Source organism: Phascolarctobacterium succinatutens (assembly GCF_023497905.1).
In the GTDB taxonomy this organism is placed as follows: domain Bacteria; phylum Bacillota; class Negativicutes; order Acidaminococcales; family Acidaminococcaceae; genus Phascolarctobacterium_A; species Phascolarctobacterium_A succinatutens.
Genome location: NZ_CP097284.1, coordinates 996,570 through 1,009,389 on the forward strand (window position 1 = coordinate 996,570; position 12,820 = coordinate 1,009,389).

The window sequence follows — 12,820 nt, forward strand, 5'->3', positions numbered from 1 at the left end:
TTCGCGTGGGGGCATTTTGTTATGGTGAAAGATGATACATTTTTGTGAGCGTTATTTACAAAATTATTTGCCGCACTTGACAAAAAGCGCTGCATTTTATATACTAACAGTTAAGCTAAGAAGAAGAGTAGTAGTCTGCAACCTCAGCGAGCCGTGACAGTGCAAGGCGGCAAAGGCGGATGAAGGCACTTTGGAGCTGTAAAAGTATATTGATTGAGGCGGGCTGCATTTTTTGCAGTCAAGCAGGGTGGAACCGCGGAGTCCGAGCTGTATGCACTCCGTCCCTGTAACATTTAAGTTACGGGGACGCGGGTGCTTTTTGTTTTTCGGACCAAGCTGCTGCCATTGCCGTCTTTGTAACAAATATAGGAGGTAAAACATGGATTTTCAGACAATTATTTTGAAGCTGCAAAAATTCTGGGCAGGCCAAAACTGCATTATGGCACAGCCCTATGACATCGAAAAAGGCGCAGGCACAATGAACCCGTCTACCTTTTTACGCGTACTCGGACCTGAGCCCTGGCGTGTGGCTTACGTAGAGCCTTCCCGCCGCCCGGCTGACGGCCGTTACGGTGATAACCCAAACCGTCTGTTCCAGCATCATCAGTTCCAGGTTATCGTTAAGCCCTCTCCGGAAAACATTCAGGAGCTGTATCTGCAGAGCCTGGCTGAGCTCGGCATTCATCAGGAGGACCATGATATCCGCTTTGTAGAGGATAACTGGGAATCTCCAACTCTGGGCGCTTGGGGCCTTGGCTGGGAGGTTTGGCTGGATGGTATGGAAATCACCCAGTTCACCTACTTCCAACAGGTAGGCAGCATTGACGTTAAGCCTGTTACCGTTGAAATCACGTACGGCCTGGAGCGTCTGGCTATGTACATCCAGGGCGTAGAAAACGTATTCGATATCCAATGGGTTGGCGACATTACCTACGGTGACGTTTTCCACACCAACGAGGTAGAGCAATCCTTCTACAACTTCCAGGTAGCAGACACCGCGCTGCTGTTTGACCTGTTCGACAAATATGAAGCAGAAGCTAAGCGCGTTATTGAGCTTGGTTATATCCGTCCTGCTTATGATTACGTTCTGAAATGCTCCCATGCATTCAACCTGCTGGATTCCCGCGGAGCAATCAGCGTAAGTGAACGTACTGCCTACATCGGCCGTGTACGTGCGATGGCCCGCCTGTGTGCAAAGGCTTATGTAGCACAACGTGAAGAAATGGGCTTCCCGCTGCTCAAGAAAGGGGAGAATAAATAATGGAAAAATTACTTTTTGAAATCGGTACAGAAGAGATTCCTGCGAAATTTATGCCTGCCATTCTGGCACAATTAAAGGATTTGACAGAAAAGAAAATGACTGAGCTGCGCATTCCCTTCGAAGCAGTTAAAACCTATGGCACTCCCCGTCGTATGACCTTCATTGCCAGCGGCGTTGCCGAGGCTCAGGAGGACAGCACTGTTGAGGCTAAAGGTCCTTCCGCAAAAATCGCTTTCGTAAGCGGCGCTCCCTCTAAAGCAGCTATCGGCTTTGCTCGCGGCCAAGGAGTTGACGTAAAAGAGCTCGTTGTTCGCGATGATTATGTATATGCTGTTAAGCATCTGGCAGGCCAACCGGTTAAGGATTTGCTGCCGGGCCTGCTGACTGATATCCTCACCAGCCTGAACTTCCCGAAAAACATGCGTTGGGCAGATCATGAATTCAAATTCGTCCGTCCGATTCGTTGGCTGGTTGCACTGTTCGGCGATGAAGTTATCCCTGTTGAAATTACCGGCGTAAAATCCGGCAAATTCAGCCGCGGTCACCGCTTCCTGCGTCCTTCCGCACTGGATAACGCTAAAGCTCATGAGTCCATCGGCGATGCTGCCAAGGCTCTGTTCGACACTGTAAAGAGTAAGGCTAAGAACGCTGTAGCTTCCGCTGCTATCGGCACCATCGGCGCTGTAGAAATCCCTGATGCTGATTCCTATGAAAAGGTTATGTATGACAACTATGTAATGGTTGACCAGGACGCTCGCCGTGAGCTGATTCGTCAACAGGTTACTGACCTGGCAATTGCCGAAGGCGGTCATGCAGAAATCAATGAAGACCTGCTGGAGGAAGTAAACTATCTGGTAGAATGGCCGACTGCTCTGTGCGGCAAATTCGAAGAAAAATTCCTTGCTCTGCCGAAGGAATGCATCATCACCCCGATGCGAGAGCATCAGCGTTACTTCCCGGTACTGGCAGAGGACGGCTCCCTGCTGAACAAGTTCATCACCGTCCGCAACGGCGGCAAGGAGCATTTGGAAATTGTTGCTCACGGTAACGAGCGCGTACTGCGTGCACGTCTGAGCGACGCTGAATTCTTCTTCAACGAAGACAGAAAACAAACTTTGGCTGACCGTCTGGAAAAACTCAAAACTGTTTCCTTCCAGGAAGGCCTGGGCAATATGAACGATAAGAGCAAACGTCTGGTACAGGCTGTTGATATGCTGGCTATGGCTATCAATGCCAAGGTTGATAAAGAAAAGCTGGAGCGCACCGCTCTGCTGTGCAAATGCGACCTGGTAACCGGCATGGTTATCGAATTCACCGAGCTGCAGGGCGTTATGGGCCGCGAATATGCTAAGCTCGACGGTGAAGCTCCTGAGGTTGCACTGGGTATTTACGAGCATTATCTGCCGCGCTTTGCCGGTGACGAGCTGCCGACTACCGATATCGGCCGTCTGACCGGTATTGCCGATAAACTGGACAACATCTGCGCTACCTTCAGCCGCGGTCTGGCTCCGACCGGCTCTCAGGATCCGTACGCACTGCGCCGTCAGGCTCTGGGCATCATCAACATTTTACTGGACGGCAACTACCATGTATCCCTGTACAAGGTTATCGCCGGCGCTCTGTACCTGCTGAACATCCCGGCAGAGGACACCAAAAAGCTCGTACCGCAGATTGCTGAGTTCATGAAACAGCGCCTGCGCAATATGCTGATGGATCAGGGCATCCGTTATGACGTAGTTGACGCAGTTCTGGCTGACCAGATGAACGACGATTTCACCGATCTTGTTGCCCGTGCTAAGGCTCTGAACAGCTTTGTTGCTTCCGCAGAGGCTCCGGCACTGATTCAGGCTGCAACCCGTGTTGCTAACCTGTGCAAGAAGATTGAAGAAGAATCTGCAATCAACCCGCAGCTCTTTGCAGTTGAAGCTGAAGGCGCTCTGCACAATGCTGCTATGGCAGCCAGCAAGGAAGTGCTGGTTGCAGCAACCAAGTATGACTATGCTGCAGTTATGGCTGAAGCAGTTAAGCTGGTTGACCCGATTAACAAATTCTTCGAAGACGTTATGGTTATGGACGAGGACGTTCGCGTGAAGAACAACCGTCTGGCACTCTTGGCAGCAGTTAAGGATATTACCCATGCTGTAGGTGACCTGAGCGTTATCGTACAATAATAAAAACTAAGGAGATTAGTCTAATGGAACAATTTAATGCAGAAGCAAAAGCACTTGTAGAAATGCAGAACGAATACGTTTTGCTCACCAGCAAAAACCCCAGCGAAATGTGCCACGATGATTTCATCCGCGCAGAAGAGCTGAACGTACAGATCAAGGACGCAACCAAGGTTATGGCTGCGTTGGCAATCGAATTTGCTGGCTACAAAAAAGACGAAAAAGGCCTGTGGGTAGAAAAATAATTCTCTCGCTGTGCTTTTTAACAGCCTTTGGGGCTTAAGACCATAAGCCTGGCGTGATTGTTTTTGTAATTTAACCGGTCTCTGATATGCTATTACATATAGCTGTCGGAGGCCGGTTTTATTTTTTAGCTTTTTGAGTAATAAAAAAGCATCGGAGCCCCTGACCATTATCGGTCGGGACTCCGATACTGAGAAAAGAAGTGTTTTATGAATGTAAGGCATCAACTGTTACAGCTTTGCCGCCCACAATCCGTGCAGATTGCAATAAGCATAAGCAGCGAGCGGAGCTGCACCCTCGGCAAGAGCGAAAACAGCCTCCGGCTTGTCACCGGGCTTTAAGATATAGCGCTGACCGCCATGAGTTGTCTGCAGATAAATCCATTGGATGTAGTGCTTTTCAATCATGGGATGCTCCACGCTGCCTACAGCTACACGCACAGTGCTGCCGTCAACGGTAATTACGGGCACATGCTTTTCCTGCGCTGCGTCTTCAGTGTTGGCAACAAGCTCCTGCATGGGCTTGCCGCAGCAGACAAGCTCACCGCCGCCGTCGTGAATCAGGCCGACAATATTACCGCAAATACTGCATTTTAAAAATTTTACTGTCATTGTGCATCGCTCCTTTCGCAAAATAAAACCTTTATAGACCCGGAAACTCAATGTCCCTAACTTAATTATAGCTTATGTTATATGAAAAGTATATAGCTTTACAGAAAATGTTGCACACTTCTCACAATTACAGGAAAGATGCAAAGTGATATTTTGGCGTTATGTAGGCTGCGGAATTGATGTAAAGCATTATCTTAGCGTGCTGCTGTTTCTTTGCAGGCTGTTTTTGTGATATAATTAGATATATATACAATAAAATCGAAAAAGTCAGGTGGAAATATATGAAGCAGATAATTCCTGTAAAACAGGGGGATAATATTACGTTAACTGTCAATGGTCTTGGCAGCAGCGGCGAGGGCGTTGGCAAGTATGAAGGATTTACAGTCTTTGTCAAAGGCGCGCTGCCGGAGGAAGAGGTGCGCGTAACTATTACGCTGGTGAAGAAAAGCTATGCAGTTGGTGCGCTGGAGGAGATTGTCAAAGCATCTGCCGAGCGTGTGGAGCCTGCGTGTCCGGTGTATAAGGAATGCGGCGGCTGTCAGCTGCAGCATTTGAGCTACAAGGGACAGCTGGAGTGCAAGCGTCAGCAGGTGCAGGATGCGCTCACTAGAATCGGACATCTTAATTTAGAGGCATTGCCGGTGTTGGGGGCGGCGGAGCCGTGGAGCTACCGCAACAAAATGCAGTTCCCCGCGGCAGCGGATGCTGAAGGTGTGCTGCAGATAGGCTGTTATGCGACGGCAACACACAGCGTCGTAGATACGGATGCCTGCATGATTTCCAAAGAGGCGAACAATGCAATTATGAAAACAGTGCGCACCTGGATGCAGCATTATAACATCAGCGCCTATGACGAAAAGACAGGCAAAGGACTTGTGCGCCATATTATGGGACGCGTGGGCGTACACAGCGGCGAAGTGATGGCGGTTATTATTACCTCTGGCTATGACATTCCGCACCGCGGCGTGCTTATTGAATGGCTGAAACGCCATGTTCCGGGACTTGTGAGCGTAGTGCAGAACATCAACAAAAAACAGACGAACGTGGTCATGGGCAGCAAGACGCGCGTGCTGTACGGACCGGAATCGATTAAGGACAGTCTGGGCAGCCTGAGCTTCCATATTTCCGCGCAGGCCTTCTTCCAGGTGAACAGCGAGCAGGCAGAAAAGCTGTATAACAAAGCGCTGGAGTTTGCGGCGCTGAGCGGCAAGGAAACCGTGGTGGACGTTTACTGCGGTACAGGTACGATTTCTCTGTATCTTGCACGTCACGCCAAACAGGTTTATGGTATCGAGATTGTAGCGCCTGCGATTGAAAACGCCAAGAAAAATGCAGAAGAAAATAAATGCGCTAATGCGGAATTTATCTGCGGTGATGCTGCTGTGGAGCTGCCGAAGCTGCTTGCAGGCGGCGTGCGTCCGGACGTTGTGGTAGTGGATCCTCCGCGTGCGGGCTGCGAGCAGAAGGTGCTGGCAGCGATTGCCGAGGTGCAGCCTGAGCGCGTTGTTTATGTGTCCTGCAATCCTGCGTCCTTGGCACGTGATTTGGCGTTTATGGAGCAGCATGGGTATAAGGCGATTGTAGCGCAGCCGGTGGATATGTTCCCGATGACTAGCCATGTTGAGTGCGTCACCCTGCTCACTAGGAGCTGAGCGACGCGGTGAGCAGCTGGTGCGCACCATGTGATAGCCGTCCAAGAATGCGAGCGAGAGCGAAGCATGATTGGAGACGGCGAACCGCTGAAACTGTGGTACTGTTAAACTGTGCTGATAAATTTGATTTGAGAGAAAGTGGTGGGGATATTGGTAAAAAACAAAGCCGAAATAACCATCCGTTCCAGCGCAGCGGAATATCTGACTTATGTTGCCTCTGTGGGGGACCAGCAGGACAGCATTGAGATGCGCTACGAAGATGAGAATATATGGCTGACACAGAAAGTGATGGCAACTTTGTATGATGTAGGTGTAAACACCATAAATTATCATATTAAAAAGATATTCGAGGATAGTGAATTACAGGAGGGTTCAGTTATTCGAAAATATCGAATAACTGCTGCTGATGGAAAAAGCTATAGCACAAATCACTATTCTTTGGAGATGATTATTGCAGTAGGATTTAAAGTCAATTCTGAGCGTGCAGTGCAGTTCCGTAAATGGGTAAATAAGATTGCCAAGGACTACACCATTAAAGGCTGGGTAATGGATGATGAACGCCTGAAACAAGGCACTTATCTGACGGATAAATACTTTGATGAACAGCTTGAACGTATCAGAGAAATTCGCGCAAGCGAAAGGAAGTTTTATCAGAAAATCACAGATATTTATGCTACTGCGATAGATTATGACAAAACCTCTGCAACAACGAAACGGTTTTACGCAACTATTCAGAACAAAATGCACTATGCAATTCACGGTCACACTGCAGCTGAATTGATTGTAGAACGCGCCGACCATCAAAAGGAACATATGGGACTTACTACATGGGCAGATGCTCCAGACGGCAAGATTAAAAAAAGTGATGTGACGATTGCAAAAAATTATCTGAGCGAAAATGAATTGCAGCAATTAAACCGTATGGTTACCGCATACTTGGATTTCGCAGAGAACATGACATTAAGGCATATTCCTCTTACTATGGAGGATTGGGAGAAGAGACTTAACAGTTTCATTGAAATGTTTGAATATGGTGTTTTACAGGATGCAGGGAAGGTGTCAGAAGCAATTGCAAAGCTGCATGCCGAAACTGAATTTGAAAAATATCGTGTCATTCAAGACAGATTATTTATGTCTGATTTTGATAAGTACATGTTGGAACTGGAAGAGAAAGCAAAAAATAATGGCTAGTCTCAGTGCGAGATTATGAAATATGACGAAGTGCTGAAACAGTGATTTTGATCTATGCAAACAGTTTGAATAGGGCCGCTTTACTGTTACTAGCGCTTGTTCGAATTCTTGCAAAAGTTCTTCGTAACCCATGAAGTGCTTTGTGGTTTGTCTAAGACTTGTATCAGGGGATTAAACTTTGCGTTAGTCTAAACCTCAAAAAATACTTCCATAATCGTTAATGTGTTTCAGTAGTCGTTAGTTTACTACGAACCAAAGAGAATATGGTAAAGCATTTTTTGCTAAGCTTTTTGTGCGAGCAAAAAAGCGACTGTTTCCCGCGCTTTGGTAAAGCGCGCTCCTTTCTTGTTACTTCTTTCGGGGACGAAAGAAGTAAACATAAAGATTAAAGGCAAACCTTAGCGGTTATGAAAGATAAAACTTCGGTAGAAGCAGAAGTACGTGAGCTTGCCTCCAAATTGACAGCATAACAGTAAAACAGCATAAAGCTGCAAAAGGCGTTCTACATGACTGCGGTAGAACGCTTTTTATATGCTAGCGTAAAGTTTTTGTAGGAAAAACGGGAAATAAAAATAAAAGAGAACACCAAATTGTGTTATGATTAAGTGACCAAACAAAAACAAATACACAATGGAGGTGTTCTCTTTGCATACTAGTATACAACGTTTTGTCGCATTTGGCACTTATAATTTGCAAAAAGCTATTGAAAAATTTATTTCCCATCCGGAAGACATAGCTAGCTTTGTTAACGATGTTCAACAAGAAGTTCTGAAGTTTGGTCTGGATATTATTTCTGAGACGTTGGAGGATTGCAACCAATTCCTCGTAGAAAGTGAAGCAAGAAAGCAGAAATGGCATGTAGTTCGTACTGACTTGAAGCAGCTACTTACTTCCATGGGACCAATTATATTTCATAAAACTCTATTTAAACATAAGGCAACTGGCAAGAGCGAGTATCTTTTAGATAAATATCTAAAGATAGAGAGCCATGAACGTATTAGTGAGGACGCCAAGGCATGTATCCTTAAAGAAGCTTCTCAGACCTCTTACCGGAAAGCAGGTGAAAACGCCAGCATTCTGGATATGGTGAGCAAACAGGCCGTTATGGACATAGTCCATGAGTTGCATTTCCCCAAAGAGAAATATAGCGGGGAGAAAAAGGTAGTAAAATACCTTTATGTAGATGCTGACGAGGACCATATTGCATTACAGAAGGCAGGAGAATTGCATTCTACAATTACCAAAATGGTATATGTCTACGAAGGCATAGAGTCTGAATATCCTGGAAGCAAACGCAGGAGATTAGTAAATCCACACTACTTCTGTGGCCTATATTCAGGCAAGGAGAATAAAAGGTTATGGGTACAAGTATATAGATATATTGAACAACATTATGATTTAGATAAGATAAAAAGAATTTATATAAATGCGGATGGAGGTATGTGGATAAAAACAGCCTTGTCACACCTAGATAAGTCTAAATATGTTTTGGATGGTTTTCATCTTAACCAAACCCTGTTTAGGATGACAGCATGCCTTAAAGGAGCAGCAGGAGACGCAAGAAGTAGAATTTGTTCTCTGATTGCAGCAGGAAAACCAAAAGAATTGCAGAAATTAGTAAAGAAAATAGCAGAAGGAACGGATACCAAAGCGGATGAGAAGAGGCTATTGGATGGTCTAGATTATCTTCTGAATAATTTCAAAGCTGCCCAAGCTAGATTAAGTAGGGCCAAAGGACTGGTGGCATGCAGCGCAGAAGGGCATGTGAGCCATGTATTGAGCGCTAGAATGAGTAGTAGGCCAATGGCGTGGAGTTTGGTAGGTGCTGATGCAATGGCAAGGCTCAGAGCATACAGCTTGAACGGCGGAAAGATGATAGATCTTGTTAGATTCCAAAAGAAGCCTATTGAAATCGAAGAAGATGAGATTTGCTTTACACCACAACAAATGATTGCTTTTGAAAACAAAGCTCGCAGACCCTATGGTAAATATTTTGATGGAATTCAGTGTGGAGTAAGCTCCCAGACCATTAAAAAGATGTGGTTCCAACACCAAGTTAGACTTTGAGAATGCTTGGCGGCCCTTGAATGGTATGCCAAGCTCGAATAACTTAATTAGTAAGACAAAATTGGTGGAGTCTGTCCTTTTGATTCCTACAGTAAACTGACGCGGCCCTTTTTATATAAACGCTCTCCGCATTCTCCCTGATTTATGCTATAATAAACTACAAGTATGTTTGCAGGAGGTTGCCATGTTTGCTGTTAATGTTGCGATAAATTTACCAGTAAAAAATTTATTCCGTCAGTTTACCTACAGTGTGCCGGAAGCACTGCAGTTTATAGACAGCGGCTGGCGTGTAGTTATTCCCTTCAGCTGCCAGAAGGTGGAAGGCTTTGTGGTGGAGCGTGTGTCGCTGCCTAGTGATGAAGTGCTGAGAAGTAAGCTGAAGCCGGTGGAGGCAGCCTTGGGCGATACTCCTTGGTTTGATAAGGAAATGCTGGCTACTGCCAAATGGATGGCAGATTATTATATGTGTTCGCTGGCAGAGGCGATGCGCCTTTTTGTGCCGGGAAAATCGAGCATTAAGCGGCGTGCCGTGCGTGATGCGCAGGGACGTTTGCTTTATTATGTTTATAATGAGCGTTTGCAGGAAAAAACTGTGTTGGCTTACCGTATCAATGCTGCAGGAAGGCAGGCGTTGGCTGAAGGAACGCTTGCCAAACGTGCCAAGGGGCAGCATGCTGCCCTGGGCGTACTGGCACAGGCTGCAGGAGCACTGAGCGTGAGCGAGTTGGCGCAGCAGGGTGTGAGCTCCGCGGTAGCGCGCGCTTTAGCGCAGAACGGTTTGGCGGACGCAGTGCAGAAGCGTGTGCTGCGCAACAGCTATAACACAGAGCAGGAGCGTGGCGAAAGCCTGCAGCTGACGGCGGAGCAGCAGGATGCCGCAGTAAAGATTAATCAGGCGATAGATGCGCAGCGTGCGCAGTCCTTTTTGCTGCAGGGCATTACGGGCAGCGGCAAGACGGAGGTTTACCTGCGTGCGGCGGCTCATGCTGTGGATGCAGGCTGGCAGGTGCTGATGCTGGTGCCGGAAATTGCGCTGACAGCGCAGCTGGTGAAGCGCTTTCAGGCATGGTTCGGCAGCGAGATTGCCGTGGCGCACAGTAAGCTATCGCAGAACGAAAGAGGCGACGTGTGGTACCGCATGCGCACAGGCAAGGCAAGGGTGCTGATTGGCGTGCGCAGTGCTGTGTTCGCTCCGTTTGAAAAGCTTGGCTTGGTGATTGTCGACGAGGAGCATGAGGGAAGCTACAAGGAGGAGGACCACCGTCCGCATTATAATGCACGTGATGTTGCCCGCACCCGCTGCCGCCTGACCGGCGCAGCTTTGGTGCTTGGCAGTGCGACGCCGGATTTATGCACTTATTATAAGGCACTGCAGGGCGAATGTACACATTTGCATCTTACATCACGTCCTAATGGTGCTGCTTTGCCAAAGGTTGAGATCGTGGATATGCGCAAGGAACTGGAGGCGCGCAATTTCAGCGTGCTGTCGCGCGCGCTGCAGCAGGCGTTAGTGATGACGGCGGCGGCGGGGGAGCAGGCGATTGTCCTCCTAAACCGCCGTGGCTATTCTACCTTTGTGATGTGCCGCGACTGCGGCCAGACGATTACCTGTCCGCATTGCGCCGTAGCAATGGTTTACCACAAGAAGAACGAGGATTTGCGTTGCCATTACTGCGGTAACACGATGCCGCTGCCGCAGGAGTGCCCCAACTGTCATAGCCGCCGAATCAAATATTTCGGCAGCGGTACGCAGAAGGCCGAGGAACAGCTGCAGCAGCTGCCGGAGGTGCGTGTGTTGCGCATGGACCAGGATTCGACTGTGGCGAAGTTTGCGCATGCCGATATCCTGCGGCGCTTTGCCGACGGTGCGGCCAATGTGCTGATTGGTACGCAGATGGTGGCGAAGGGACATGATATTCCCAATGTAACGCTGGTGGGAGTACTGGCGGCGGACAGTACGCTGCATCTGCCGGATTACCGAGCGTCGGAGCGCGCCTTTTCGTTGCTGACGCAGGCAGCGGGGCGTGCGGGACGCGGTGACAGGCCGGGACATGTAATCTTCCAGACCTATGATCCGGATAACCCGATTCTGCAGCTGGCGGTGACGCAGGATTACGACACCTTTGCCAAGCGCGAGCTGCAGGAACGTCAGAACTATTTTTATCCGCCGTTCGCCCAGATGCTTAAGCTGCAGGTTGTGGATAAGGATGAGGGTGCAGGCCTGGCGCTGGCGCAGCAGGTTGTCTTCTATCTGCAGAGCTTAAAGCTGCAAGGCAAACTGGAGGATTTGTTGATTGCAGGACCGTTCCCCTCGCTGGTGTCAAAGGCCTATGACCTGTACCGTTTCAATGTGCTGTTGAAGGCGCAGGATTTGAGGGAAACAAAGGAAGCATTGCTGAACAGTGAATTCAAGGAAAAGCCTAATCTTTACTTTAATGTTGACCCTGTAAGTGTAATTTAACATGGTAAATGATTGTATAAAAACAGAGTTTGTGTTACAATATAGAAGATTTGACACTGCTAATACCGGTAGAATGTTGCAAAAATCTGCCGGTGTCAGCAAATTGATTAATGGGAGTAATTGTTTATGAGCATGCAGATGGAATTTATCAAGGTGCTGCCGTCACCGCAGGCCTTAATGGAGGATTATCCGGTAAGTAAGGCTTCGAAGCTGCTGAAGCTGCAGCGTGACGAGGCTATAAAGAATATTTTTACAGGCAAGGATGACCGCTTTTTGTTGGTTATCGGTCCTTGCTCCAGCGATAATGAGGATGCTGTGCTGGACTATGTTTATCGTCTGGCCAAGCTGCAGGAAAAGGTACAGGATAAAATTTTTATCGTACCGCGTCTGTACACCAACAAGCCGCGTACTATCGGCGTAGGCTATAAGGGTATGCTGCACCAGCCTTCTCCCGAGGGTGAAGAGGATATGCTGGGTGGTATTATCGCTATCCGTAAAATGAACGTGCGCGTGGTAGAAGAAACCGGCCTGACCGGTGCAGAGGAAATTCTCTATCCCGAGGTTTTCCGCTATCTGTCCGATTTGCTGAGCTATGCCGCAGTTGGCGCGCGCTCCAGCGAGGACCAGCTCCACCGTATGATTGCCAGCGGCGTAGGCATTCCCGTTGGCATGAAGAATCCTACTAGCGGCGATTTGTCCGTTATGCTCAACAGTGTGGCGGCAGCGCAGCATGAGCAGGAATTTTTGTTCCGTGGCTGGGAGGTACGCACCAAGGGCAACCCGCTGGCGCATTCCATTTTGCGTGGTTATGTAGACCCCATCGGCAACAGTTTCCCCAACTACCATTATGAGGTGCTGAAAATCGTTATTGATATGTATGCGGAGCGTCAGCTGCAGAACCCGGCGATTATTGTGGATACCAACCACGCCAATTCCGGCAAAAAATATCTGGAGCAAATCCGCATTGCCAAGGATATTGTGCATTCCCGCAAGCTGAATGCTGATATCAACAGAATCGTCAAGGGCCTGATGATTGAAAGCTATATCGAGGACGGTGCTCAGGGCGTGCATGATGGCGTCTACGGCAAATCTATTACCGACCCCTGCCTGGGTTGGGAAAAGACGGCAAGACTGTTGCTTGACCTGGCGGAAGAACTGTAAACTGA

9 protein-coding genes are annotated in these 12,820 nt (G+C 48.1%); 8 read left to right on the forward strand and 1 reads right to left on the reverse strand.

The window, feature by feature from the left end; translation table 11 throughout:
• The first annotated feature begins 379 nt into the window (after nucleotides 1-379).
• From glyQ to M5E81_RS04740, 3 genes are read left to right on the forward strand one after another with little or no spacing between them, the layout of a single operon-like run.
• Entirely contained in the window at nucleotides 380-1,261 is an 882-nt protein-coding gene (glyQ, locus tag M5E81_RS04730) for a glycine--tRNA ligase subunit alpha (protein ID WP_009146333.1), read from the forward strand.
• The gene (gene glyS, locus M5E81_RS04735) at nucleotides 1,261-3,432 is read left to right on the forward strand and encodes a glycine--tRNA ligase subunit beta (protein WP_249747996.1); all 2,172 of its coding nucleotides are present in this window, start codon (nucleotides 1,261-1,263) and stop codon (nucleotides 3,430-3,432) included. Before glyQ ends, glyS begins: the two co-directional genes overlap by 1 nt.
• A 23-nt stretch (nucleotides 3,433-3,455) precedes the next feature.
• Nucleotides 3,456-3,674 carry a hypothetical protein gene (locus M5E81_RS04740; RefSeq protein ID WP_009146335.1) on the forward strand — a complete coding sequence of 73 codons (219 nt, stop codon included), beginning with the start codon at nucleotides 3,456-3,458 and terminating at the stop codon, nucleotides 3,672-3,674.
• Nucleotides 3,675-3,902: 228 nt separating this feature from the next.
• On the opposite strand, the gene M5E81_RS04745 is transcribed toward M5E81_RS04740, so the two are convergent.
• The gene (locus M5E81_RS04745) at nucleotides 3,903-4,283 is read right to left on the reverse strand and encodes a desulfoferrodoxin (protein WP_009146336.1); all 381 of its coding nucleotides are present in this window, start codon (nucleotides 4,281-4,283) and stop codon (nucleotides 3,903-3,905) included.
• Between the two features lie 281 nt (nucleotides 4,284-4,564).
• Here M5E81_RS04745 and rlmD point away from each other — a divergent pair, with 281 nt between their 5' ends.
• The 5 genes from rlmD to M5E81_RS04770 all read left to right on the forward strand — a co-directional run bounded on the left by rlmD (nucleotide 4,565) and on the right by M5E81_RS04770 (nucleotide 12,815).
• Nucleotides 4,565-5,935, forward strand: coding sequence for a 23S rRNA (uracil(1939)-C(5))-methyltransferase RlmD (gene rlmD / locus M5E81_RS04750; RefSeq protein WP_009145206.1), 1,371 nt, complete (start codon nucleotides 4,565-4,567; stop codon nucleotides 5,933-5,935).
• Between the two features lie 150 nt (nucleotides 5,936-6,085).
• Complete coding sequence (locus M5E81_RS04755) at nucleotides 6,086-7,126, forward strand: virulence RhuM family protein (protein ID WP_367317906.1); 1,041 nt, start codon at nucleotides 6,086-6,088, stop codon at nucleotides 7,124-7,126.
• Nucleotides 7,127-7,771: 645 nt separating this feature from the next.
• Nucleotides 7,772-9,193 carry an ISLre2 family transposase gene (locus M5E81_RS04760; protein WP_050787089.1) on the forward strand — a complete coding sequence of 474 codons (1,422 nt, stop codon included), beginning with the start codon at nucleotides 7,772-7,774 and terminating at the stop codon, nucleotides 9,191-9,193.
• A gap of 184 nt (nucleotides 9,194-9,377) precedes the next feature.
• A complete protein-coding gene (gene priA / locus M5E81_RS04765) occupies nucleotides 9,378-11,654 on the forward strand; it encodes a replication restart helicase PriA (protein WP_249747998.1) in 2,277 nt (758 codons plus the stop codon).
• 126 nt (nucleotides 11,655-11,780) lie between these two features.
• Complete coding sequence (locus M5E81_RS04770) at nucleotides 11,781-12,815, forward strand: 3-deoxy-7-phosphoheptulonate synthase (RefSeq protein ID WP_249747999.1); 1,035 nt, start codon at nucleotides 11,781-11,783, stop codon at nucleotides 12,813-12,815.
• The last annotated feature ends 5 nt before the right edge of the window (nucleotides 12,816-12,820 follow it).

What these genes read in the sequence shown, in the direction of transcription:
- M5E81_RS04740 (WP_009146335.1), top strand. Translation starts at nt 3,456, where the DNA reads ATGGAACAATTTAATGCAGAAGCAAAAGCACTTGTAGAAATGCAGAAC.
- M5E81_RS04745 (WP_009146336.1), bottom strand. Translation starts at nt 4,283, where the DNA reads ATGACAGTAAAATTTTTAAAATGCAGTATTTGCGGTAATATTGTCGGC.
- rlmD (WP_009145206.1), top strand. Translation starts at nt 4,565, where the DNA reads ATGAAGCAGATAATTCCTGTAAAACAGGGGGATAATATTACGTTAACT.
- glyS (WP_249747996.1), top strand. Translation starts at nt 1,261, where the DNA reads ATGGAAAAATTACTTTTTGAAATCGGTACAGAAGAGATTCCTGCGAAA.
- glyQ (WP_009146333.1), top strand. Translation starts at nt 380, where the DNA reads ATGGATTTTCAGACAATTATTTTGAAGCTGCAAAAATTCTGGGCAGGC.
- priA (WP_249747998.1), top strand. Translation starts at nt 9,378, where the DNA reads ATGTTTGCTGTTAATGTTGCGATAAATTTACCAGTAAAAAATTTATTC.
- M5E81_RS04770 (WP_249747999.1), top strand. Translation starts at nt 11,781, where the DNA reads ATGAGCATGCAGATGGAATTTATCAAGGTGCTGCCGTCACCGCAGGCC.